This window comes from Pantoea sp. F_5 (assembly GCF_008631595.1).
Lineage (GTDB): Bacteria > Pseudomonadota > Gammaproteobacteria > Enterobacterales > Enterobacteriaceae > Pantoea > Pantoea gossypiicola.
The window spans coordinates 1-24067 of sequence record NZ_VWUO01000003.1; the positions used below are offsets into that span (position 1 = coordinate 1).

19 protein-coding genes and 3 tRNA genes are annotated in these 24067 nt (G+C 55.1%); 18 read left to right on the forward strand and 4 right to left on the reverse strand.

The genetic code is table 11. The features are described 5' to 3' along the window. Positions 1 to 236 (forward strand): IS200/IS605 family transposase (tnpA, locus tag F3I44_RS04675; RefSeq protein WP_150019317.1); only part of this gene is annotated, 236 nt, incomplete at its 5' end. An 81-nt stretch (positions 237 to 317) separates the two neighbouring features. On the opposite strand, the gene mscM is transcribed toward tnpA, so the two are convergent. From mscM to rsgA, 3 genes are all read right to left on the reverse strand, one after another. Continuing rightward, on the reverse strand, positions 318 to 3647 hold the full coding sequence (mscM, locus tag F3I44_RS04680) for a miniconductance mechanosensitive channel MscM (RefSeq protein WP_150013625.1): 3330 nt from the start codon (positions 3645 to 3647) through the stop codon (positions 318 to 320). A 14-nt stretch (positions 3648 to 3661) separates the two neighbouring features. Continuing rightward, a complete protein-coding gene (asd, locus tag F3I44_RS04685) occupies positions 3662 to 4561 on the reverse strand; it encodes an archaetidylserine decarboxylase (RefSeq protein ID WP_013359189.1) in 900 nt (299 codons plus the stop codon). Positions 4562 to 4731: 170 nt separating this feature from the next. Then, entirely contained in the window at positions 4732 to 5781 is a 1050-nt protein-coding gene (gene rsgA, locus F3I44_RS04690) for a small ribosomal subunit biogenesis GTPase RsgA (RefSeq protein WP_150013623.1), read from the reverse strand. Between the two features lie 101 nt (positions 5782 to 5882). Between rsgA and orn the strand changes: the two genes are divergently transcribed. The 4 genes from orn (at position 5883) to F3I44_RS04710 (ending at position 6866) form a co-directional block, all read left to right on the forward strand. Beyond that, positions 5883 to 6431 carry an oligoribonuclease gene (gene orn / locus F3I44_RS04695; RefSeq protein WP_003855299.1) on the forward strand — a complete coding sequence of 183 codons (549 nt, stop codon included), beginning with the start codon at positions 5883 to 5885 and terminating at the stop codon, positions 6429 to 6431. 154 nt (positions 6432 to 6585) lie between these two features. After that, positions 6586 to 6661: transfer RNA gene (locus tag F3I44_RS04700), tRNA-Gly, on the forward strand. A gap of 28 nt (positions 6662 to 6689) precedes the next feature. Next, positions 6690 to 6765, forward strand: a tRNA-Gly gene (locus F3I44_RS04705). A gap of 25 nt (positions 6766 to 6790) precedes the next feature. Next, positions 6791 to 6866, forward strand: a tRNA-Gly gene (locus F3I44_RS04710). Positions 6867 to 7214: 348 nt separating this feature from the next. On the opposite strand, the gene queG is transcribed toward F3I44_RS04710, so the two are convergent. Then, positions 7215 to 8354, reverse strand: coding sequence for a tRNA epoxyqueuosine(34) reductase QueG (queG, locus tag F3I44_RS04715; protein ID WP_150013621.1), 1140 nt, complete (start codon positions 8352 to 8354; stop codon positions 7215 to 7217). On the opposite strand from queG, the gene nnr reads away from it, so the two are divergent. The 13 genes from nnr to rnr all read left to right on the forward strand — a co-directional run bounded on the left by nnr (position 8353) and on the right by rnr (position 24003). Further along, positions 8353 to 9873: a bifunctional ADP-dependent NAD(P)H-hydrate dehydratase/NAD(P)H-hydrate epimerase gene (gene nnr, locus F3I44_RS04720; RefSeq protein WP_150019318.1), complete on the forward strand. Its 1521-nt coding sequence runs from the start codon at positions 8353 to 8355 to the stop codon at positions 9871 to 9873. The two genes, queG and nnr, sit on opposite strands and share 2 nt — an antisense overlap. Beyond that, the gene (gene tsaE, locus F3I44_RS04725; RefSeq protein ID WP_150013617.1) at positions 9870 to 10346 is read left to right on the forward strand and encodes a tRNA (adenosine(37)-N6)-threonylcarbamoyltransferase complex ATPase subunit type 1 TsaE; all 477 of its coding nucleotides are present in this window, start codon (positions 9870 to 9872) and stop codon (positions 10344 to 10346) included. The genes nnr and tsaE overlap by 4 nt, the downstream gene beginning before the upstream one ends. Next, the gene (gene amiB / locus F3I44_RS04730) at positions 10343 to 12013 is read left to right on the forward strand and encodes an N-acetylmuramoyl-L-alanine amidase AmiB (RefSeq protein WP_150013615.1); all 1671 of its coding nucleotides are present in this window, start codon (positions 10343 to 10345) and stop codon (positions 12011 to 12013) included. Before tsaE ends, amiB begins: the two co-directional genes overlap by 4 nt. 46 nt (positions 12014 to 12059) lie before the next feature. Further along, positions 12060 to 13919 (forward strand): DNA mismatch repair endonuclease MutL, encoded by a 1860-nt coding sequence (gene mutL / locus F3I44_RS04735; protein ID WP_150013613.1) that lies wholly within the window; start codon positions 12060 to 12062, stop codon positions 13917 to 13919. Beyond that, the gene (gene miaA / locus F3I44_RS04740) at positions 13912 to 14862 is read left to right on the forward strand and encodes a tRNA (adenosine(37)-N6)-dimethylallyltransferase MiaA (protein WP_013359182.1); all 951 of its coding nucleotides are present in this window, start codon (positions 13912 to 13914) and stop codon (positions 14860 to 14862) included. The genes mutL and miaA overlap by 8 nt, the downstream gene beginning before the upstream one ends. 104 nt (positions 14863 to 14966) lie before the next feature. Continuing rightward, on the forward strand, positions 14967 to 15278 hold the full coding sequence (gene hfq, locus F3I44_RS04745; RefSeq protein WP_009087468.1) for an RNA chaperone Hfq: 312 nt from the start codon (positions 14967 to 14969) through the stop codon (positions 15276 to 15278). Between the two features lie 72 nt (positions 15279 to 15350). Continuing rightward, a complete protein-coding gene (gene hflX / locus F3I44_RS04750) occupies positions 15351 to 16631 on the forward strand; it encodes a ribosome rescue GTPase HflX (protein ID WP_150013611.1) in 1281 nt (426 codons plus the stop codon). A gap of 227 nt (positions 16632 to 16858) precedes the next feature. Beyond that, the gene (gene hflK, locus F3I44_RS04755; protein WP_150013609.1) at positions 16859 to 18097 is read left to right on the forward strand and encodes an FtsH protease activity modulator HflK; all 1239 of its coding nucleotides are present in this window, start codon (positions 16859 to 16861) and stop codon (positions 18095 to 18097) included. A 3-nt stretch (positions 18098 to 18100) separates the two neighbouring features. Beyond that, positions 18101 to 19105: a protease modulator HflC gene (hflC, locus tag F3I44_RS04760; RefSeq protein ID WP_013359179.1), complete on the forward strand. Its 1005-nt coding sequence runs from the start codon at positions 18101 to 18103 to the stop codon at positions 19103 to 19105. Between the two features lie 59 nt (positions 19106 to 19164). Continuing rightward, positions 19165 to 19365, forward strand: a complete 201-nt coding sequence (locus tag F3I44_RS04765) for a DUF2065 domain-containing protein (protein ID WP_010256126.1) — start codon at positions 19165 to 19167, stop codon at positions 19363 to 19365. A gap of 165 nt (positions 19366 to 19530) precedes the next feature. Further along, a complete protein-coding gene (locus F3I44_RS04770; RefSeq protein ID WP_031592738.1) occupies positions 19531 to 20829 on the forward strand; it encodes an adenylosuccinate synthase in 1299 nt (432 codons plus the stop codon). Positions 20830 to 21047: 218 nt separating this feature from the next. After that, positions 21048 to 21491 (forward strand): nitric oxide-sensing transcriptional repressor NsrR, encoded by a 444-nt coding sequence (nsrR, locus tag F3I44_RS04775; RefSeq protein ID WP_013359177.1) that lies wholly within the window; start codon positions 21048 to 21050, stop codon positions 21489 to 21491. A gap of 16 nt (positions 21492 to 21507) precedes the next feature. Continuing rightward, complete coding sequence (gene rnr / locus F3I44_RS04780; protein ID WP_150013607.1) at positions 21508 to 24003, forward strand: ribonuclease R; 2496 nt, start codon at positions 21508 to 21510, stop codon at positions 24001 to 24003. Positions 24004 to 24067: the final 64 nt, after the last annotated feature.

Genomic DNA, 24067 nt, shown 5'->3' on the forward strand with positions numbered 1-24067 from the left:
TCCCACCGAAGTTATCAGTGTCAGAAGTCATGGGCCATCTGAAAGGAAGAACAGCAATCAGGCTGTTCAACAAGTTCCCCTACCTGCGTAAGCACAAGTTATGGGGCAATCACTTTTGGGCCAAAGGGTACTGCGTGGATACAGTGGGCGTGAATGCTGAAATGATCCGTAAATATGTAAAATATCAAGAGAAGCATGAAGTTGAAGATAAACAACTGTCGCTTCATGAGGTGTAAAGAGAGGGCTCTAAGAGTCCGAACTTAGTACGCCCCCATGGGGCGGAAAACAAAGCCGCCTTCTATGAAGGCGGATTTTTACTACAGGCCGCCAGATTTATAGGCGCGGGCTGCGGGCGCACCGTTGCTGGCAGGCAGCTTCTTGCCCAGCGTTTCCATGCGCATCTGGAACGGCGGGAACGGCATCTCGATACCGTGTTGCTCAAATCCCAGCAGAATCAGCTGGTGCAGCTCATGACGCAGCGGCATACGGTGTCCCATCTCTGCGGCATGTACCCTGACCTCAAATAACTGAATCCCCTGCTGCAGATCGACGAGGAACGCCTCCGGCGGTGGCGTATCAAGCACATAACTGCAGCGCTCGGCCGCCTGTACCAGAATGGTGGTTACCTGTTCACTGCTGACTTTGGCCGGGGCCGGGATGGTGAGCACCACACGCGTTACGGAATCGGACAGCGACCAGTTAATAAACTGCTCGGTAATAAAGGCCTTGTTTGGCACGATGATCTCTTTGCGGTCCCAGTCGGTAATGGTGGTCGCACGGGTGTTAATCCGGGTAATACTGCCGGTCAGGTCGCGGATCGTCACGGTATCACCAATACGAATCGGCTTTTCGAACAGGATAATCAGGCCAGAGATAAAGTTGGCAAAAATCTCCTGCAAGCCAAATCCCAGTCCCACACCCAGCGCAGCAACCAGCCACTGCAGTTTCGACCATTCAATACCAATCATGGAGAAACCAATCAGCCCGCCAATCAGCAGCAGCAGATATTTGGTCAGTGTGGTTATGGCGTAACCGGTACCCGGCGTCAGATTAAGATGCTGCAACAGTGCCAGTTCAAGCAGCGCGGGCATATTGCGCACCAGCTGAGTGGTGATGATAAACACCAGAATAGCAATCAGTACTGAACCCAGGGTGATTGGCTGAATCGACTCCACGCCCTGTACGGACGTACTGACATCCCACAGCTGAATATTCTCCAGGAAGCCGAAGGCCGAGTGAATTTCTGACCACAGCACGATCACCGAGACCAGGGCAATCAGCGTCAGGATAGAACGTACCAGCCGCAGCGACTGCGCACTGATCGCATCCAGATCAATCACCGGCTCTTCGATTTCAATCGCGTCGGTATTCAGCGCGCTTTGCTCTTTCTCTTCTTCACTACGCGCCCGGTTAGCCAGCATATCGGCACGGCGCTGACGGGCGCGGTCAAAACCAAGACGGCGACGCTGAATCAGCATCCAGCGCCGGATAATGTGATAGATAACCAGCAGCAGGAACCAGATGGCGACTGAGGTTTCCAGTCGCGCCAGCAGCGCCTGCGCGGTCGCCAGATACCCCACGGCGGAGGCGAGGGCAGCCATCAGCGGCATGGCGATCATCAGGTTCCACAGCATCCGGTTCACCATATTCTCGCCATTCCCCTCTTTATCGAGATAGAGCGGAATACCGGAGCGTTTCAGGCTGACCGTAACAATGCTGATTGCTCCGCAGATCAGGATGAAACAGAGGCGACCCAGCGACGAGGAAAACTGCCGATCTTCCAGATTGCCAAAGGCGATCAGCAGCATAATCAGCGGCACAATCAGGCCGATGCTCAGTGAGTAGTAGCGCATGGCGCGCGCTACCCGGTTCTGCGGCCAGCGGAAATGCACAATGAACAGGCCATTCGGACGGGCAAAGGCGGCGCTGATCATAAATGCCCACAGCAGCGGCAGCGTGGCGGTAATGCCATCGCCAATCGCCACGGCGATAGGGTAGGGCCAGGCGTTCTGCAGGCCATAACCCAGCGCACCCCACAATACCGGCAGCGGCAGCGCTACCAGAATCGACCAGAACACGGTACGAATGGTCAGGCGGAAACGATCCTGGGTGACCTTGCCGACTTTGCTGGCGGAACGTTCAAGAAACGCATTGAAGTGGCGGCGCGAACTGATGCTGAAACCCACCAGCAGCAGGGCACCAATAATCGGCAGCACCGAATTGCGGCTGGTAAACATCATCGCCATCGCTTTGCCAAGCTGACCCAGCGTATCCAGCGATAGCAGACGGGAAAGATCTTTAGCCAGATCCAGCGGATAACTCAGACCGATCGGACTGACGTCAGCGGTCCAGAACAGATAGCGGTGCGTCGCGTCTTTGACTTCTGTCAGCGCATCCTGCAGCTGGGTGTTGCCGACTTTGAGCTTGGTGATCTCCAGAATCAGGGTGTCACAGCCGGAGATCAGGGAGTTGAGCAGTTCACGCTGGGTGCGTAGCTGCGCATCAAGAATACGCTTCTGTTCTGCGGTGAAGGGCTGGCCATCGGCCTGCCGTCCTTTACTCAGCGTCTCCTGACGCTCCAGCAGATCTTCATAATAGAGACGCTGTACGCGAAGCTGTGCCATCTCATTATCAATCTGCTGTGACTTAGGCATCTCTGGCAGACGTGCGACCTGCGCCCGAAGCGCTTCGCCCAGCAGATTAGACGCGCCCAGCCACTGCGACTGTTCTCTCAACGTAGAGAGCGCCTGACGGACCTGAATAATCTGGTTGGTGGCCAGCCGCTGCTGCGATGCCACCAGATCCATACGCTGCGCCTGCTGATTCAGCGCAACAGAGAGTTCGCGGTTAACCCGAAACTGATCGCTGATCGCCGGCGGCAGATCGCCGCTGTTTTCCGCCAGTTGCTCGGTGCGGGCGAGAGCGACTTCCGCTTCACGTTGCCGCTGATCATTGAGCTGGTTGCGCAGTGCCTGCAGATAGTTATCAAGCTGCGTCGCTTTACGCTGGTGAACTTCAGCCCGCATCCGCGCCAGTTCCTGACGGTTATTGGCGGAGAGCTGGGCCAGCTCAAGTTCATCAACGAGCGCTTTATTTGCGGCGCTTTCCGCCTGGCGAGCGGCCAGTTGCAGCTGGCCCTGTGGTGAACTGGTGCTGACGCCCTGCAGCCGGCGTTCACTCTCCGTCATCGCCCGGCGCGCTTCAGTCTGCTGCTGCGGCAGTTGCGACAACGAATCGCTGATTTCCCGCGCCCGATCCTGCTCCTGGCGAGCCTGACGACCCTCTTCCAGCAACTGGCTGCTGACCTGCAGAATCTCCTGATCCAGCTCGGCGCTGCTCATGTTGCTGCGTACGGTTTTTCCGCTGTCGCTTAGTGCGGCAATCTGCTGACGCAGTTCGCGCGCCAGACGCGGAAAGTCATCAATCACCTGCTGATATTGCGCCGCGCGCTCCAGCGAGTCATCGCGTTCAGAGAGGAAGTTTAAGGCAGCTTCAATCGTCTGGATCTGTTCCGCCTGGGATGGAGAACTTTTAGCCGATTTTATCTCTTCCAGCTGCTGTTTGAGCTGGCTGGCATCAGGAAGGCTGGCCGCGAAGGCCGGGCTGCTGAGCCACAGGCTCAGCAGCAGGAGGAGAATCGAACGCACAGAGGACACTCAATTTAGTCGACGATGACGTCGGAAATGTCTGTCGCTACCGGCAGCGCGATCGCCAGCGGTTGACCCAGACGGGTTTTGCTTTCTGCTTCCAGACTTTCAGCCAGTTTGACGCGACCAGGCGCAAACAGGTTGATAACCGTCGAACCGAGTTTAAAGCGTCCCATTTCCTGTCCTTTCAGCAGTACTACCGCCCCTTCATCATCCGCTGCCGGATAGTGCCAGCGTTTGATCACACCTTCACGCGGTGGGGTGATGGTGCCCGCCCAGACGGTTTCAATGCTGCCGACAATCGTCGCACCCACCAGAATCTGCACCATCGGTCCGATATCCGTTTCGAAATAGCAGATGACGCGCTCGTTACGGGCAAACAGGTTGGGAATATTACGCGCGGTCAGCGGGTTGACTGAATAGAGATCGCCAGGCACATAAATCATCTCACGCAGGATACCGTTGCATGGCATGTGGACGCGGTGATAATCGCGCGGTGCCAGATAGGTGGTGACGAACTCACCCTCCACAAATTGAGCGGCCATCCGCTCATCTCCCGCCAGCAGAGCATCGATGGTGTAATGATGACCTTTAGCCTGGAAAATCTGATCGCCATGAATATGGCCGAGCTGGCTGATAGCACCATCTGCGGGCAGGGCGATCAGGCTGGCATCAGCATCCACCGGACGCGCATCGTCTTTCAGCGGACGAACGAAAAAGTCATTAAACGTGCGATAACTGGCGGTATCGGGCTTGCGCGCCTCCGCCATGTCGACTTTGTAAAACCAGACAAAGATGTCAATGACCAGTTTGGTCAACCAACCACCGCGGCGACTGGCGCCCCAACCGGCAAGTTCAGTCAGCCATTTCTTCGGGAGAATATGATTCAAGCCGAGTTTTAAACGATCAAACACCTTAGCCTCCTGGCTATTTCAGGACATGGTAAAAAGGGGGCGGATTGTAGCAGTGCCCTGTTCAGATGGCGACTATACCTGATTTCCGGCACGCTGCACGGTCCGTACGCGTGATCGGAATCCACCTCGCAAAATGCAGCAGCTTATCCCTTCAGACGCGGTTATACCGATTAACTTTCACCATCAGGGAAATTTTTACGCGTTTTTACCTGCGCCATGCTCTCCAGGATACGGTGGTAGTTATCGAAACGGGAGATGTGGATTTTTCCCTGTTCGACCGCTTCACGAATCGCACAGCCGGGATCGCTGCCATGTTTACAGTCACGGAATTTGCAATAGCCCAGGAAGGGGCGGAATTCGACAAAGCCGCGCGTAACCTGTTCTGGTTCCAGATGCCACAAACCGAACTCACGCACACCGGGTGAATCAATCACATCACCGCCGTGCGGGAAGTGATACAGGCGGGATGCGGTAGTGGTGTGCTGGCCCAGGCCTGAACCGTCTGACACTTCGTTGGTCAGAATCGCGACCTGCTCATCTTTGTCAAAGCCGAGCAGGGCATTCAGCAGGCTCGATTTGCCGACGCCAGACTGACCAGCAAAGATACTCACGCGGTCGGTCAAGGCCGCTTTCAGATCGTCCAGACCGTTTTTCGCCCGGCTGGAGACCATCACCACGCGATAGCCAATATCGCGATAGATAGCCATCTGCTGATCAACAAAGACGCGCGCCTCGTCATCCAGCAGATCGGTCTTGTTCAGGACCAGTAAGGGTTCGATGTCCAGCGTTTCGCTGGCAACCAGATAGCGATCAATGATGTTTAGCGACAGTTCCGGCAGGATCGCAGAGACGATGATGATTTGATCGATATTCGCCGCCATCGGCTTCACGCCGTCGTAAAAATCGGGGCGGGTTAATACGCTGGTGCGTTCATGCACCGCTTCAACAATGCCTTTGCCGCCGCTGGTAGCCGGACGCCACAGCACACGGTCGCCCGTAACCAACGAACGAATAGTACGGCGGATGTTGCAACGGTGGGCGACGCCTGCGCTATCCTCAACATCAGCATGCATGCCAAAACGACTCACAACGACCCCGTCTGCAGCTTCACCAAACAGGTTATCATCCGCTTCCGGACGCTCTCTGCGCTGGTTGAGACGGCGATCGTGGTTAGCGCTTACGCGACGTTGTTGGCCCTTCGACAGTTTATTTTTACTCACTCACCCTCACAGCGTTAGCCAGATTTCGCCCGGCTGGGCAAAACGTCTATGATACACCTTATTCATCGTGAATGACGACTACAGCAACCGCAGGAAACAGCATGGCTACTGGAAATGAACAGAATCTGATCTGGATTGATCTTGAGATGACCGGACTTGATCCGACGCACGATCGTATTATTGAGATTGCAACCCTGGTGACTGACGCCAACCTGAACATTCTGGCGGAAGGGCCGGTCATGGCCGTCCATCAGTCCGATGCGCAGCTGGCGCTAATGGATGAATGGAATGTCCGCACCCACACCAACAGCGGTCTGGTTGCGCGAGTGAAGGAAAGTCAGATTGACGATCGCGCAGCCGAACTGGCGACCATTGAATTCCTGAAACAGTGGGTCCCGGCTAACACGTCGCCAATCTGTGGCAACAGCATCGGGCAGGATCGCCGCTTCCTGTTTAAGTATATGCCTGAGCTGGAAGCGTATTTCCACTATCGCTATCTGGATGTCAGTACCCTGAAAGAGCTGGCTCGCCGCTGGAAACCGGAAATCCTGCCTGGCTTTAAAAAAGGCGGTACGCACCAGGCGCTGGATGATATCCGCGAGTCGGTGGCGGAGCTGGCTTACTACCGCGAACACTTTTTGCAGCTTTAATCGACGACGGGTGCGCATGAAACCACCAGGTTGCTGATTTAATCAGCAAACGCGCTGAAAGCGAAAAATTTTGCTTTCAGACGCTTGCAGCAGCAACGATTTCTCGTATAATGCGCACCCCGTACCGGTGAAGAATTTAGTTTCGGTACAAGGCGCGGGAATAGCTCAGTTGGTAGAGCACGACCTTGCCAAGGTCGGGGTCGCGAGTTCGAGTCTCGTTTCCCGCTCCAGATTTAAAGTGTAAGCAGTAACCTCTTTGCGGGAATAGCTCAGTTGGTAGAGCACGACCTTGCCAAGGTCGGGGTCGCGAGTTCGAGTCTCGTTTCCCGCTCCAGTTTTATAAAGCAGTACCCTTCTATGCGGGAATAGCTCAGTTGGTAGAGCACGACCTTGCCAAGGTCGGGGTCGCGAGTTCGAGTCTCGTTTCCCGCTCCAGATTTTACATCACCCCCTGTTTCAGTTCGTTATACGGCTGTTTTTGGTCGGGTGATTTTAGTTGTCTTCTGAAGTTATCCACAGCACCACCCCCATCTTTCATGCCTGTCAGGGCGATCTGTAAATGTGTTCTGAACAGAGTTATCCACAGCCTTGTGATTTAACCGCAGCGGTAGTCTCATTATTAAATAAACACAAATTTTTTATAAGTTGTTGATATTTAAGTTTATGAAGATATTTCAATTTGTTATTCCACAGTGAAATCAGCGTTGTTGCAGTTGAATGACAACAGCTTTTTATTTTTATTCACAGCATGTGGAAAACGATATTCAGCGGCTCGCTGTTCAATCATGCATCACGCGGTAAACCCTTCTCAACTGCACGAACCAGCCGTTTCTGCTGAGCAGGCTGCACGTCCACGACGAGTTGCTGGCGTTTCTGCTGCTGACAGGCGACCGCCCACAGAATATGTTCATCCAGCAGTTCACTCTCTCCGAGCCGCTGTTCCAGTACTGGCACAATGTCCGCTGACCAGGGCGCATTACCCAGCGCCACGGCAATATTGCGGAGCCAGCGTAAATGGCCAATACGGCGAATTGCTGAGCCTTCCGTGATGCTTAAAAATTTCGCTTCATCCCACTGAAACAAATCGAGTAGCTCCGGTGCATGTAACGCCGCGCGCGGTGAAAAGTCGCTTTCGTCACTGAGTTGTCCATAGCGATTCCACGGACAGATCAGCTGGCAGTCATCGCAGCCATAAATCCGGTTGCCCATCAGGGGACGAAATTCTTCCGGGATAGCCCCTTCCAGCTCAATGGTGAGGTAGGAAATACAGCGCCGGGCATCCACGACGTAAGGCTCAACGATAGCGCTGGTGGGGCAGATGGTCATGCAGGCAACGCAGCGGCCACACTGCTCCGGCTGCGGGGTGTCCACGGGTAGCGGAATATCGATCAGCAGCTCGCCGAGGAAAAACCACGAGCCGGCTTCCCGATTCAGTATCAGCGAATGTTTGCCGGTCCAGCCGAGTCCGGCTTTGGCCGCCAGCGGGCGCTCAAGCAGCGGTGCCGAATCCACAAACGGCCGGAAATTCAGCTCGCCACAGTGCTGCTGGATCATTTCTCCAAGCTTTTTCAGTCGATTGCGCAATACTTTGTGGTAATCACGACCGAGTGCATAACGGCTGACATAGCCTAGTTGGGGATTTTTCAGCGTGCTGGCGAAGGCAGCTTTGGCCGGAAGGTAGTTCATACGAACGCTGATGACGCGCAGCGTGCCGGGCAGCAACTCATGAGGACGCGCCCGCATCATGCCGTGTCGCGCCATCCAGGCCATCTCACCATGATACTGCTTATCCAGCCATTCCTGCAGGCGCGGCTCTTCTGCACTGAGATCGGTATCGGTAATGCCGACCTGCTGAAAGCCGAGATCCAATCCCCACTGTTTAATCTGTTGTGCGAGTTCATGAAGATCGAGAGGGTATGACATGAGTGACCAGGATTCGAAGAAAAACAGCCGCAGTTTACCATATTCTGTCTGGCCTGCGCAGGCTGTGGCGCAGCTTGAGCAACAGGGAGCCGATGCGCTCGGGATTACTCTGTATGAGCTGATGCAGCGAGCCGGGCAGGCAGCTTACGAGCATCTGACAGCGCACTGGCCCGAAGCCAGCCACTGGCTTATCCTGTGCGGTCACGGCAATAACGGCGGTGATGGCTACGTGCTGGCGCGACTGGGCCAGGCGGCGGGGAAAACCATTACGGTGCTGGCGTGCGAAAGTGAAAAAGCGCTGCCGGAAGAGGCACAGCGCGCGCGGGACGCATGGCTGGATGCGGGCGGGGAAATCCATGCGGCCGATGCGACCTGGCCAGATCAGATTGATGTGATTGTCGATGCCCTGCTGGGAACCGGCAGCAATCGTGCGCCCGAAGAACCTTATGCCACGCTGATTCAGCGGGCAAACGCCCATGCGGCACCGATAGTCGCCATTGATATGCCTTCTGGCCTATCCGCGCGCAACGGCACCGCACCCGGCGAGGTGATGAATGCCAGTCATACGCTGAGTATGGTCGCACTGAAACCGGGCCAGATCACCGGCAAGGCGCGAGACTACATCGGAAAGCTCTGGTATGCCGATCTTGGTCTGGCTGCTTTTCTGGCCGGAGAAGAGGCACCCATCGCCCGTTATGATGCCAGCGCATTAACCCGCTGGCTTAAGCCACGTAAACCGACCTCGCACAAGGGTAGTCATGGCCGGCTGCTGGTCGTTGGAGGTGATGCGGGTACCGCTGGCGCAGTTCGAATGACGGCAGAAGCTGCGTTACGCAGCGGCAGTGGGTTGGTGCGAGTACTCACTCACAAAGATAATGTTATTCCGATTCTGACCGCACGGCCTGAAATTATGGTCGATGAACTTACGGATGAACGCCTGACGGAGGCGCTGGAGTGGGCTGATGTCATCGCGATTGGACCCGGTCTGGGTCAGCGCGAATGGGGAAAGCAGGCACTGAAGCGGGTAGCAGGCAGTGAAAAGCCGATGCTTTGGGACGCAGATGCACTTAACCTGCTGGCAATCAGTGCTGAGAAACGTCAGAATCGCATTATTACGCCGCATCCTGGCGAAGCGGCGCGTTTGCTGAATATCGAGACCAGTGAAATTGAGAGTGACCGCTTACATGCAGCCCAGACATTGGCGCAGCGTTATGGTGGCGTAGTGGTACTGAAAGGTGCTGGCACGCTGATTGCCAGCGAGCAGGGCGAAATGGCCTTTGCGGATGTGGGCAATGCTGGTATGGCGTCCGGCGGTATGGGCGATCTCCTCAGTGGAATTATCGCCTCGCTGGTGGGTCAGAAACTGACGCTGTTCGATGCAGCCTGCGCGGGCTGCGTTGCACATGGTGCAGCGGCCGATGCGGTTGCGGCAGAACGCGGTACGCGCGGTATGCTGGCCACTGATTTACTGGATCTGCTGTGGCAGTTTGTTAATCCTGAGATGAATAAAGAAGCATGAAGACCTGTGTTATTTCTTTGCCCGATGAGGCGGCTACGCTCAGTTTGGGCGCTCAGCTGGCGCGCGCCTGTGGCAGCGCGGCAGTGATTTATCTCTATGGCGATCTGGGGGCGGGTAAAACCACCTTCAGCCGCGGCTTTCTGCAGGCGCTGGGCCATCGGGGCAATGTCAAAAGTCCTACTTACACCCTCGTTGAACCTTACACGCTGGATGGCCGTACGCTCTACCACTTCGACCTCTATCGCCTTGCCGACCCCGAAGAGCTTGAGTTTATGGGCATCCGCGACTACTTCAGTGGTGATGCCATCTGTCTGGTGGAATGGCCGCAGCAGGGTGCCGGTTTTCTACCGCAGCCCGATCTCACCTTAACGCTGCGTTATGTGGGTGAGGCGCGTGAAGCGGAACTGACAGCACAATCCGCGTCCGGCCAGCAATGGCTTGAACACGTTGGTCAGGGCAGGGATCAGGCATGATGTCACGGATGAAAATAGCACTGGTATCACTGATGCTGCTGGTCTGTACGCCCCTGTTTGCCGCCACGCTGTCCGATATCAAAGTGGCCAATGGCGATAATCAGGCTACCATTACGCTGAACTTTGCCGGACAGCCGGTCTATGCCTTTTTCTCTCTGCACAACCCGAATCGTGTGGTACTGGATGTGCGCCAGAGTGGTGTAGTTCAGGGACTGCCGCTGAATTTCAGTGGCGAAAACATCGTAAAGCGAATTCGGACCAGCACCCCAAAAGACAAACAGAGCGTACGGCTGGTGTTTGAGCTGACGCAGGCGGGTAAAACCCGAGCAGTCACCCAACGCAATGGTAACAGCTACAGCGTGGTCTTCACGATTACCGGCAAGTCGCCCGCTGTCACGCGCAGTGTGCCTGCGCCCGTCACAGCACCGACGCGCGTACCTACGCAGAGTGCCGCAGCGGCTAACCCGTTCAATTCAAATCCGGTGACGTCCGTGACCAGCACCGCGAGTTCCGTACGTCCCGGCACTGCCGTCAGCCAGAATGACACGGTGATTGTGGCAATTGATGCCGGACATGGCGGCCAGGATCCCGGCGCAATCGGGCAGCGCGGACTGAAAGAGAAAAACGTCACTATCGCCATTGCCCGCAAACTGCGGGTGTTACTCAACAACGATCCGATGTTCAAAGGCGTCCTGACGCGCGATGGCGACTATTTTATCTCGGTCATGGGACGTTCCGACGTGGCGCGTAAAGCGAATGCCAACGTGCTGGTCTCTATTCACGCTGACGCCGCGCCAAGCCATGCGGCGACCGGTGCCTCGGTCTGGGTCCTGTCCAATCGTCGCGCCAACAACGAGATGGCAAACTGGCTGGAGCAGAAAGAAAAACAGTCTGAGCTGCTGGGCGGCGCGGGTGACCTGCTGGCTAACAGTCAGGCCGATCCCTACCTCAGTCAGGCAGTACTTGACCTGCAGTTCGGCCATTCGCAGCGCGTCGGTTATGACATCGCACAGAAAGTCTTGCAGCAGATGCGTAGCGTAACCTCACTGCATAAACGTCTGCCTGAGCATGCCAGTCTGGGCGTGCTGCGTTCACCCGATATTCCTTCTTTGCTGGTGGAAACCGGCTTTATCAGTAATTCCTCGGAGGAGCGACTGCTAGGCAGTAGCGCACACCAGGATAAGATTGCGCAGTCGATCTATAAGGGTCTGCGCACTTATTTCCTGGCGCACCCGCTGCAATCCATCCCAAAGGAGGAAAACCGGCCGCTGGGCTCGTCGCCAGCGGTTAGCGTCGCCAGCAACCCGGCGACCGGGGTGACGCAATATACCGGTGCAACGCAGCGCCATACGGTAACGCGCGGTGAGACGCTTTCCGGTATTGCCGCGAAGTATGGTGTCAGCATGGACACCCTGCGTGAGATGAACACCCTGAAGCGGGATGTGGTGTGGGTCGGACAGCGGCTGAAAGTGCCGGCCAGTGCAGTCGCCAGTCGCACCACGCGCGCTACGCCACGCGGCGTTGTGCGTCACAAAGTTGTGGTGGGCGATTCATTAACCGGCATTGCCGCACACTACGGCGTCAGTCCGAAAGCGATAATGCAGACCAATAATCTGAAGTCGACCAACGTCATGTTGGGGCAGAACCTGAAAATTCCTGCATCCTGATTGTTTGCCCGGCCAAGGTGCCGGGCTGCCAGCTAAAAGGAAAATCATGCCGATTCAAATTTTACCACCCCAGCTGGCTAACCAGATTGCGGCGGGTGAAGTGGTTGAGCGTCCTGCCTCCGTGGTTAAAGAGCTGGTGGAGAATAGCCTGGATGCCGGCGCGACGCGCATTGACGTTGATATTGAAAAGGGCGGCGCAAAGCTGATTCGCATTCGTGACAACGGCTGCGGAATCGTGAAAAGCGAGCTGTCGATGGCGCTCGCCCGACACGCTACCAGTAAAATAGCCTCACTGGATGACCTGGAAGCGATCATGAGCCTGGGTTTTCGCGGTGAAGCGCTGGCCAGTATCAGTTCTGTCTCCCGCCTGACACTCACCTCACGCACCGCCGATCAAACTGAAGCCTGGCAGGCCTATGCAGAAGGGCGTGATATGGCGGTAACGGTTAAACCGGCGGCGCATCCCTGCGGTACTACTTTGGAAGTGCTGGACCTGTTTTATAACACGCCGGCACGCCGCAAATTTATGCGGACCGAGAAAACCGAGTTCGGTCATATCGACGAGGTAATACGCCGTATTGCCCTGGCGCGTTTCGACGTGGCACTGTCGCTGAGCCACAACGGTAAAATGATGCGTCAGTATCGGGCCGTCAGCGAGGAGAGTCAGCGCGAACGGCGGCTGGCTTCTATCTGCGGCACCCCGTTTATGCAGCATGCGCTGCGCATCGACTGGCAGCATGACGATCTCTCGCTGCGCGGCTGGGTTGCCGACCCCGCCGGTTCGCGCCAGGTCACCGATCTGCAGTATTGCTATGTGAATGGCCGGATGATGCGCGATAAGCTGATTAACCACGCTATCCGCCAGGCGTTCCAGACTCAGCTGCAGGATGATCAGCAGCCCGCTTATGTGCTCTACCTGGAGATTGACCCGCATCAGGTTGATGTCAACGTCCATCCGGCCAAGCATGAAGTACGCTTTCATCAGTCACGCCTGGTACACGATTTTATCTATCAGGGGGTGGTCAGCGCATTACAGGCGACGGCGGCACCGGCCTTACCTGCGATCCACGCAGAAGAGCCCGCACCGCGCTGGCAGCCGGAAAACCGTCAGGCAGCAGGCGGTAATCATTTTGCGCAGCCTGCGCCGTCTGCCAGCGAGAGGAAATCAGCCGCATCCGGGCGCGAAACGCAGCCTGCACCGGCATGGCAGAACAAAGAGAATGGGTATCGTCAGCGTGAAGGTGCGGTTTATCAGCAGTTGCTGAAAACACCTGTCAGCACGTCATCACCGCCAAAAGCCCGCGAGCCGGCAGTGCGTCAGGCCGAAAAACCTTCGCCACTGGCTGCGCATGCTCAGAGTTTTGGCCGTGTACTGACCGTGTTGCACAATCACTTTGCACTGCTGGAGCGGGATCAGACATTAATGCTGATGGCGTTGCCGGTAGCGGCCCGCTGGCTGAAACAGGCGCAGCTTGAACCGGGCGAAGAGGGACTTAAACCGCAGCCACTGCTAATCCCGGTGCGCCTGAAAATCGCTCAGGAAGAACGACGGGCGGCAAAAGAAAACAGTAGCCTGCTCAATCAGATGGGCATTGAACTTCAGCCCGAAGGAGACCACGTGACGTTGCGCGCGGTGCCTTTACCGTTACGAACACAAAATTTACAAATCTTGATTCCTGAGCTGTTAGGCTATCTCGCCCGGCAGCAGGAGAACTCTGCGACGCAACTGGCCCAGTGGCTGGCGCGGCGTCATGAAACAGAGTCCTCTGACTGGAATCACTCACAGGCGATTAACCTGCTGGCAGAACTTGAACGGCTTTGTCCTCAGCTGCTGAAATCGCCGCCTTCAGGCTTATTACAGCCCATAGAGATTGAGAGCGCAGTCAACGCGTTGAAGCATGAGTGAACTAAACCAGGCTGGCCGGCCAAAGGCTATTTTTTTGATGGGACCCACGGCGTCTGGCAAAACGGCTTTAGCAATTGAATTGCGTAAGCAGTTACCAGTGGAACTAATCAGCGTAGATTCTGCCTTAATCTATCGTCAGATGGATATTGGCACGGCGAAACCGTCGGCTGAGGAGTTAGCAGTGGCACCCCATCGTCTGCTCGACATCCGCGACCCCGCAGAAGCCTATTCGGCAGCGGAGTTCCGGCGGGATGCTTTAGCAGAAATGGCGGATATCGTTGAAGCCGGACGAATACCGTTGCTTGTTGGTGGAACCATGCTCTACTTCAAGGCGTTACTTGAAGGATTGTCGCCGTTGCCCTCGGCCGATCCCGACGTTCGTCAGCGGATAGAGCAAACGGCGCGTGAAAAAGGCTGGGAAGCTTTACACCGCCAGCTGTGTGAAATCGACCCGGTTGCCGGTAGTCGTATTCATCCGAATGATCCGCAGAGACTTTCGCGAGCACTGGAAGTTTTTTTTATTTCGGGTAAAACTTTAACGGAACTGACAAAAACATCCGGTGAAGCGTTACCCTACGACGTGCAACAGTTTGCCATCGCCCCCGCGAGCCGCGAATTGCTGCACCAGCGCATCGCGTTGCGTTTTGAGCAGATGTTGGCGTCAGGATTTGAAGCGGAGTCTCGGGCCCTGTTTGCACGAGGTGATTTGCATACGGACATGCCTTCCATTCGTTGTGTTGGTTATCGTCAGATGTGGTCTTATTTGTCGGGCGAAATCGATTACAGCGAGATGGTTTATCGGGGAATTTGCGCAACCCGGCAGCTTGCTAAGCGACAGATGACCTGGTTACGCGGTTGGGAAAATGTTCACTGGCTTGACAGTGACGAGCCCCGGCTGGCGCGTGATACAGTCTTACAGGTTCTTAGTGCGAAGCATGGGTGATTGTGTACAATTGATGGGTTATCGTGCGCAAATTTTTACGCAGTTTTTTTCAGAACCATAGGTTCTACTAGCAACAAACAACAAGCATATAAGGAAAAGATAGAATGGCTAAGGGGCAATCATTACAAGACCCGTTTTTGAACGCACTGCGTCGTGAACGTGTTCCGGTTTCGATTTATCTGGTTAACGGTATTAAGCTGCAGGGTCAGATTGAGTCATTTGATCAGTTCGTCATTTTGTTGAAAAACACGGTAAGCCAGATGGTTTATAAGCACGCCATTTCTACCGTTGTTCCTTCGCGCCCGGTTTCTCACCATAGCAATAATACCGGTGGCGGCAGCAACAATTACCATCATGGTGGCAGCAACACATCTGCGCAGCCACAGCCACAACAAGACGGTGATAACGCAGAATAACGCGTCGCCGTACAGCCAGGAACGGAGAACAGAGGTTTTCCGTCCTGGTCTTTTATTTAGCGAGGTTATAGCTTGTTTGACCGTTATGATGCCGGTGAGCAGGCCGTACTGGTACACATCTGGTTCTCCCAAGACAAAGAAGTAGAAGATTTACAGGAGTTTGAAACCCTGGTCTCTTCTGCTGGCGTTGAGGCGCTGCAAGTGGTCACTGGCAGCCGTAAAGCGCCACACCCCAAGTATTTTGTCGGTGAAGGAAAAGCCGTTGAAATTGCCGATGCGGTAAAAACAACTGGAGCATCGGTCGTATTATTCGATCATGCCCTTACGCCCGCTCAGGAAAGAAACCTCGAGCGCCTGTGCGAATGTCGTGTCATTGATCGCACCGGTCTGATTCTGGATATTTTTGCCCAACGCGCACGTACCCACGAAGGTAAATTGCAGGTTGAGCTGGCGCAGCTGCGTCATCTTGCGACACGTCTGGTACGTGGCTGGACGCATCTTGAACGTCAGAAAGGCGGGATCGGCTTGCGTGGCCCGGGTGAAACACAGTTAGAAACCGACCGCCGTCTGCTGCGCGGACGTATCAGTCAGATCCTGTCTCGTCTTGAGCGGGTTGAAAAACAGCGTGAGCAGGGGCGACAGTCTCGTGCTAAAGCGGATGTGCCAACTGTTTCTCTGGTGGGTTACACCAACGCCGGCAAATCGACCCTCTTTAACGCCATGACCTCTGCCAACGTCTTTGCCGCAGACCAGCTGTTTGCGACACTTGACCCCACACTGCGCCGTCTGAATGTTGCCGATGTCGGAGACGTGGTTCTGGCGGACACGGTCGGCTTTATTCGCCATCTTCCTCACGATCTGGTTGCCGCATTTAAAGCCACGCTGCAGGAGACACGTCAGGCGACGCTGTTACTGCACGTGATTGATGGTGCCGATCTTCGCGTTACGGAAAATATCGCCGCCGTCGATACCGTACTGGAAGAGATTGAAGCGGACGAAATTCCGACCTTACTGGTCATGAATAAAATCGATATGCTGGACGGCTTCGAACCGCGTATCGATCGCAACGAAGAGAACCTGCCCATCCGCGTCTGGCTTTCCGCCCAGACCGGTGCAGGCATTCCGTTGCTGTGGCAGGCTCTTTCCGAGCGCCTGTCAGGGGAAATTGCCCAGCACGCGTTACGTCTGCCACCGGAGGCGGGGCGACTTCGCAGCCGTTTCTATCAGTTGCAGGCGATTGAGAAAGAGTGGAATGAAGAAGACGGCAGTGTAGGATTGCAGATACGTATGCCCATTATTGAGTGGATGCGTTTATGTAAGCAGGAACCGTCGCTGACCAGTTACATTGTTTGATATTGCCCAAACGCATTTACCTTTAAAATTGAAGATTGTCGCACTTTCGTTGCAGGCCTGAATACGCAGGATTTACCCGGGTATTTCGGATTTCAGCAAGGCGGCAACTGAGTGAATCCCCGGGCGCTTGCGCAGATGAGTGACCGGGGTGAACGCAGGCAGCCAGTACCGCTGCAATCCGAAAGATGAAGGGTAAAAACCGTAATTACAATAAATGGAGTAGAGACATGGCGTGGAATCAGCCCGGAAATAACGGACAGGACCGCGACCCGTGGGGAAGCAGCAATAATCAAGGCGGCAACTCTGGGGGAAATAAGGGAGGACGGGAATCCGGGCCTCCTGATCTGGATGATATCTTCCGTAAGCTGAGCAAGAAGCTTGGTGGACTGGGCGGTGGCAAACAGAGCGATAACGGTCAGCGCGGCTCCGGCAGCGGTGGCAAAATCGTTGGCATCGTGGCTGTTGCTGCTGTAGTCATCTGGGCTGCAAGCGGTTTCTACACCATCAAAGAAGCGGAACGTGGCGTGGTAACGCGCTTCGGTAAGTTCAGTCACCTGGTTGAACCCGGCCTGAACTGGAAACCGACATTTGTTGATCAGGTACGCGCGGTTAACGTTGAAGCAGTGCGTGAACTGGCGGCTTCTGGCGTGATGCTGACCTCAGATGAAAACGTCGTACGCGTGGAAATGAACGTGCAGTATCGCGTGACCGATCCGGAACGTTATCTTTATGCAGTGACCAGCGCGGATGACAGCCTGCGTCAGGCCACTGACAGTGCGCTGCGCGGCGTGATTGGTCGTTCTACCATGGACCGCATTCTGACCGAAGGCCGTACCGTGGTGCGTAGCGACACCCAGCGTGAAATCGATGAAACAATTCGCCCTTACAACATGGGGATCGCCGTGCTGGACGTCAACTTCCAGGCTGCCCGTCCGCCGGAAGAGGTGAAGTCTGCGTTTGATGATGCGATTGCCGCACGTGAAAACCGCGAACAGTATGTTCGTGAAGCAGAAGCTTACGCCAACGAAGTTCAGCCTCGTGCTAATGGCCAGGCGCAACGTATTCTGGAAGAGGCGCGCGCTTACAAAGAGCGTACCGTTCTGGAAGCGCAGGGTGAAGTGGCGCGTTTCGCCAAGATTCTGCCGGAGTATAAAGCCGCGCCTGAAATCACCAAAGAGCGTCTCTATATCGAGACCATGGAACGCGTGCTGAGCCATACCCGCAAAGTACTGGTTAACGATCGCGGTAACAACCTGATGATGCTGCCGCTGGATCAACTGATGCGTGGCGGTCAGGCTGCACCAGGCCAGAATGGTCAGAAAGGCGGTAACAGTTCTTCGCTGCCAGCCATCTCCGATCGCAACGCCAGCCGCAATGACACGTCGTCATACAGTCCGGACAATATCATGGATCAGCGTCGGGCGAATGCTCAGCGCAGCGACAGCCAGCGCGAAGGGAGAGAGTAATCGATGCGTAAGCCAATAGTATTTTTAATCATTGTCGTGCTGGTGGCGCTCTATGCGTCGCTGTTTGTGGTGCAGGAAGGGCAGCGAGGCATTGTTCTGCGCTTCGGTAAAGTCCTGCGCGACGGCGAAAACAAACCCCAGGTGTTTGAGCCGGGTCTGCATTTTAAGATCCCATTCCTGGAAACGGTTAAAACGCTGGATGCGCGAATTCAGACGATGGATAACCAGGCCGATCGCTTTGTTACCAAAGAGAAGAAAGATCTGATCGTGGACTCCTACATCAAATGGCGTATCAGCGATTTCAGTCGCTACTACCTGGCTACCGGTGGCGGGGATGTCTCTCAGGCGGAAGTGCTGCTGAAACGTAAGTTCAGTGACCGTTTGCGTTCTGAAATGGGTCGCCTTGATGTGAAAGATATCGTCACAGACTCCCGTGGTCGCCTGACCACCGATGTCCGTGACGCGCTGAATACCGGTTCTGCGGGCAGTGACGATGAAATCGCCACACCTGCGGCTGATGATGCAATTGCCAGCGCAGCAGCCCGTGTAGAGCGTGAAACCAACAGCAGCGAGCCAGCACCGAATCCAAACAGCATGGCAGCGCTGGGTATTCAGGTTGTGGATGTGCGCATCAAGCAGATCAACCTGCCGACCGAAGTTTCCGATGCAATCTTCAACCGTATGCGTGCTGAGCGTGAAGCCGTAGCGCGTAGTCAGCGTTCACAGGGTCAGGAAGAGGCAGAAAAACTGCGTGCTCAGGCCGATTACCAGGTGACGCGTACTCTGGCTGAAGCCCAGCGTGAAGCCCTGATCACGCGCGGTGACGGTGATGCGGAAACGGCACGGTTGTTTGCAGATTCGTTCAGCAAAGATCCTGACTTCTACGCCTTTATTCGTAGCCTGCGTGCCTATGAAAACAGCTTTAATGAAAATCAGGATGTCATGGTGTTAAGCCCGGATAGCGACTTCTTCCGATATATGAAGGCGCCCTCTAACGCGACACGTTAAGAACTGATATAACCTGTGGGCCGACAATGTTGTCGGCCTTTTTTTTTTCAGGATTGAGAATGAAAACAAGCATCTGGATGGCACTGGCGCTGGTATTAGTGCTGGAAGGGTTGGGACCGATGTTTATGCCACGCGCCTGGCGACGCATGATCCTGACGATGACCCGCTTACCCGATCGCCTGCTGCATCGCTTTGGTGGCGGGCTGGTGGTTGCAGGCATGGTGATTTACTGCATGCTCAGCCTGCACGGCAACCTCTGAATCGGGTTTCACACCGGCTAAATTGTGCCTCTTCGCGCCGTTATCCCCAACATGTTGTAGTGAGCAAAACTCAGACAAAAAAGCGCGCAATCGTATGCTAAAAGTGCTGAAAACCATAGGATCAGATGGTAGAATCCTTTTTTAAGCAATCGGTGATTTTGAGAAATGGGTAAGAACGTCGTCGTACTGGGCACCCAATGGGGTGACGAAGGTAAAGGTAAGATTGTAGACCTTCTGACTGAGCGCGCGAATTACGTTGTGCGTTATCAAGGCGGCCACAATGCGGGCCACACGCTTGTCATCAACGGTGAAAAAACCGTCCTCCACCTGATCCCTTCTGGCATTCTGCGCGATAACGTAACCAGCATTATTGGCAACGGCGTAGTGCTTTCTCCTGAAGCCTTAATGAAAGAGATGAAAGGCCTGGAAGCGCGCGGGATCCCGGTACGTGAACGTCTGCTGATTTCTGAAGCCTGTCCGCTGATCCTGCAATATCACGTTGCGATGGATATGGCGCGTGAACGTGCCCGTGGTGCCAAAGCGATTGGTACTACCGGCCGTGGCATCGGCCCTGCTTATGAAGATAAAGTTGCTCGCCGTGCACTGCGTGTCAGCGACCTGTTCAACAAAGAAACCTTTGCAGCCAAGCTGAAAGAAGTGGTCGATTTCTACAACTTCCAGCTGGTTGAGTACTATAAAGAACCGGCAGTGGACTTCGACAAAGTGCTGAGCGATGTGATGGAAGTCGCTGACATCCTCACGGGCATGGTAGTAGACGTCTCTGAACTGCTGGACGTTGCGCGTAAGCGTGGCGATCTGATTATGTTTGAAGGCGCGCAGGGTACGCTGCTGGATATCGATCACGGAACTTATCCGTACGTGACGTCGTCCAACACGACCGCAGGTGGCGTGGCAACCGGTTCAGGCATTGGTCCGCGTTATGTCGACTACGTGCTGGGTATCGTGAAAGCGTACTCAACCCGCGTGGGCGCAGGCCCGTTCCCGACCGAACTGTTCGATGAAACTGGCGAATTCCTCTGTGCGCAGGGCAATGAGTTTGGTGCCACCACCGGACGTCGTCGTCGTACCGGCTGGCTGGATGCGGTCGCGGTTCGCCGTGCGGTACAGATCAACTCCCTGTCAGGTTTCTGCATGACCAAGCTGGACGTGCTGGATGGCCTGAAAGAGGTGAAAATCTGTGTTGCTTACCGTATGCCTGATGGCCGCGAAGTGACCACTACGCCACTGGCAGCAGAGAACTGGGAAGGCATTGAGCCAATCTACGAAACCCTGCCAGGCTGGAGCGAGACCACGTTTGGCGTGAAGACGCTGGAAGGTTTGCCTCAGGCCGCACGCGATTACATTAAGCGTGTTGAAGAGGTAACAGGTGTGCCGATTGATATCATCTCCACTGGTCCAGATCGCAGTGAAACGATGATTCTGCGCGATCCATTTGACGCATAATCATTCAGGCCGGACGTTGTCCGGCCCTTGTTTTTCCATTCTTTGATGCCACTTTACCTCCCTTCGCTTGTCAAACCTTGTGCTGGCTTAAAAAAACGCACGGCAAATCAGACTCTGGTTTATCATCGTAGTTAATCGAATGGCAATCCGATTTAATCCTGACATCAATAACAGGGCGAATAATGCAATGCCACGCCTGAAGGTTCACTGAGGTTACTGTGCAGCTCACGAGTTTTACTGATTATGGCTTACGGGCGCTGATTTATCTGGCAGCGTTGCCTGAAGGTCAGCAGACCAATATTACGGAAGTGACAAACACCTATGGTTTGTCCCGAAATCATATGGTCAAAATCATCAATCAGCTGAGTCGTGCGGGCTACGTTGCCGCAACGCGTGGTAAAAATGGGGGCATTCGCCTGGGTATGCCGCCTCGTCAGATTGTCATTGGCGACGTGGTACGCAAGATGGAACCGCTACAATTAGTGGACTGCGCCTCCTGTTCCATCACACCAGCCTGCCGTCTGAAGCAGGCACTGCACGATGCAGTGCAGCGCTTTTTGCAGGAGCTGGATAGCTATACGCTGGCAGATTTAGTCGAAGGTAATACACCACTTTATGAAATCATCCTGTCCAAATCGCCGGCGGAAATAAATATTAAATGACATCGGAGGAACCGCTATGTCAAAAGATCCTTTTCAGGATAGAGAAGCTGAAAAATACGAAAACCCTATTCCAAGCCGTGAATTTATTCTGGCTCTGTTAGAAAAACGTGAAAAACCAGCCAGCCGTGAAGAGCTGGCTGAAGAGATGAATCTGCACGAAGAAGAGCACCTTGAGGCGCTGCGTCGCCGCCTTCGCGCCATGGAGCGTGATGGTCAGCTGGTGTTTACCCGCCGTCAATGCTATGCGCTGCCAGAACGTCTTGATCTCCTGCGCGGTAAAGTCATTGGCCATCGTGATGGCTACGGCTTCCTGCGGGCAGAAGGTCAGAAAGATGACCTCTACCTCTCCGCAGAGCAGATGAAATTCTGTATGCACGGTGACGTGATCCTGGCGCAGCCGCTGGGTGCCGATCGCAAAGGCCGCCGCGAAGCGCGCGTGGTCCGCGTGCAGGAACCGCGCAACAATCAGATCGTTGGCCGCTACTTTACCGATGCCGGTGCCGGCTTTGTAGTGCCGGACGACAGTCGCCTGAGTTTTGACATCCTCATCCCGCCTGAAGAGACGATGAATGCCCGCATGGGTTCCGTGGTGGTGGTTGAGCTGGTCCAGCGTCCGAACCGTCGCACCAAAGCGATCGGTAAAGTGGCTGAGATATTGGGCGATGATATGGGCACCAGTTTGGCCGTTGATATGGCGCTGCGTACCCATGAAATTCCGCACACCTGGCCGCCAGAAGTGGAAGCTCAGGTCAGCAAGCTGAAAGAGGAGGTCCCGGAAGAGGCCAAAAAAGGCCGCGTCGATCTGCGCAAACTACCGCTGGTCACCATTGATGGTGAAGATGCCCGTGACTTTGACGATGCGGTCTACTGTGAGAAAAAACGCGGTGGCGGATGGCGTCTGTGGGTCGCTATCGCCGATGTAAGCTATTACGTCCGTCCGGGTACGCCACTGGATGACGAAGCGCATCAGCGCGGCACCTCAGTCTACTTCCCGTCACAGGTTGTGCCGATGCTGCCGGAAGTCTTGTCGAATGGCTTATGCTCGCTTAACCCGCAGGTCGATCGACTCTGTATGGTGTGTGAGATGACCATTTCGACTAAAGGTAAGCTCACCGGCTTTAAGCATTACGAAGCGGTGATGAACTCCCATGCGCGTCTGACCTATAACAAAGTCTGGAACATCCTGCAGGGCGACAAAGAGTTGCGTCAGCAGTATGCACCGCTGGTCAAAGATCTTGAAGAGCTGCACAACCTCTACCAGGTACTGGATGCTGCACGTGAAGAGCGCGGCGGTATCTCGTTTGAAACGGAAGAGGCGAAATTCATCTTTAACGCCGAGCGCCGTATTGAACGGGTTGAGCGCGCGTCACGTAATGACGCCCACAAGCTGATCGAAGAGTGCATGATCCTGGCTAACATCGCCTCAGCACGCTTCGTTGAGAAAAATCAGGAACCGGCACTGTTCCGCGATCACGATCGCCCGACCGATGAGAGCATCAAGAGCTTCCGTACCGTGCTCAACGAGCTGGGACTGACTCTGCCAGGCGGCAACAAACCGCAGCCTGCCGACTATGCGGCGCTGCTGAAGCAGGTTGCCGATCGTCCTGATGCAGAGATGCTGCAAACGATGCTGCTGCGTTCGATGAAGCAGGCGGTTTACGATCCGGAAAACCGCGGTCACTTTGGTCTGGCACTCTCATCGTATGCGCACTTTACTTCGCCAATTCGTCGCTATCCGGATCTGACGCTGCACCGCGCCATCAAATATCTGCTGGCAAAAGAGCAGGATGAAGGTAAAGGCCTGGTACAACGCGCCATCAAATACCTGATGCCGAAGGAGCGCAGCGTCGCCAAAGATATGACGACAGCAACCGGTGGCTATCACTACGAGATGCCGGAGATGCTGCAACTGGGTCTGCACTGTTCCCTGACCGAACGTCGCGCCGATGAAGCAACCCGCGACGTCGCGGACTGGCTCAAGTGTGACTTCATGCAGGATCAGGTCGGCAACGTCTTCAACGGCGTCATCTCCAGCGTGACCGGATTTGGCTTCTTTGTCCGCCTGAGCGATCTGTTCATCGATGGTCTGGTGCACGTTTCAACCCTCGACAACGATTACTACCGTTTTGACCCGGTAGGTCAGCGTCTGATTGGTGAATCGGGCGGCCGCACCTATCGTCTGGGTGACACCGTTGAAGTGCGTGTCGAGGCGGTCCATATGGACGAGCGTAAAATCGACTTTGCTCTTATCTCCAGCCAGCGCCAGGTGCGTGGTGAAGGTAAAACCGCGCGTGATCGGGCGAAGCGTGAAGACAATGCGCCAGCGAAGCGTCGTCGTAACGTGAACAAAAAGTCCAACTTCGAGCCGGATGCTGCATTCCGGGGTGACAAGGGCAAACCTGCCACGGCGAATACCGAGAAAAAAAGTAAAAACGTCTCGGAAAAAACCCGTAAAATCGCCGCCGCCACCCGGGCGAAGCGCGCCAGAAAAAAAGCTGAGCCTGAAGGCTGAGTGTAATAGGGTGCGCGTACCCGCCCTTTCTCTCCGCAGAAAGGGCGGTCATTTATTCATTTCC

Bases quoted from the DNA above. Each gene is read 5' to 3' on its own strand.
- F3I44_RS04765 (WP_010256126.1), top strand. From the start codon at position 19,165: ATGAAAACAAGCATCTGGATGGCACTGGCGCTGGTATTAGTGCTGGAA.
- rnr (WP_150013607.1), top strand. From the start codon at position 21,508: ATGTCAAAAGATCCTTTTCAGGATAGAGAAGCTGAAAAATACGAAAAC.
- mutL (WP_150013613.1), top strand. From the start codon at position 12,060: ATGCCGATTCAAATTTTACCACCCCAGCTGGCTAACCAGATTGCGGCG.
- F3I44_RS04770 (WP_031592738.1), top strand. From the start codon at position 19,531: ATGGGTAAGAACGTCGTCGTACTGGGCACCCAATGGGGTGACGAAGGT.
- hfq (WP_009087468.1), top strand. From the start codon at position 14,967: ATGGCTAAGGGGCAATCATTACAAGACCCGTTTTTGAACGCACTGCGT.
- queG (WP_150013621.1), bottom strand. From the start codon at position 8,354: ATGTCATACCCTCTCGATCTTCATGAACTCGCACAACAGATTAAACAG.
- hflC (WP_013359179.1), top strand. From the start codon at position 18,101: ATGCGTAAGCCAATAGTATTTTTAATCATTGTCGTGCTGGTGGCGCTC.
- amiB (WP_150013615.1), top strand. From the start codon at position 10,343: ATGATGTCACGGATGAAAATAGCACTGGTATCACTGATGCTGCTGGTC.
- nnr (WP_150019318.1), top strand. From the start codon at position 8,353: ATGAGTGACCAGGATTCGAAGAAAAACAGCCGCAGTTTACCATATTCT.
- miaA (WP_013359182.1), top strand. From the start codon at position 13,912: ATGAGTGAACTAAACCAGGCTGGCCGGCCAAAGGCTATTTTTTTGATG.
- hflK (WP_150013609.1), top strand. From the start codon at position 16,859: ATGGCGTGGAATCAGCCCGGAAATAACGGACAGGACCGCGACCCGTGG.
- orn (WP_003855299.1), top strand. From the start codon at position 5,883: ATGGCTACTGGAAATGAACAGAATCTGATCTGGATTGATCTTGAGATG.
- tsaE (WP_150013617.1), top strand. From the start codon at position 9,870: ATGAAGACCTGTGTTATTTCTTTGCCCGATGAGGCGGCTACGCTCAGT.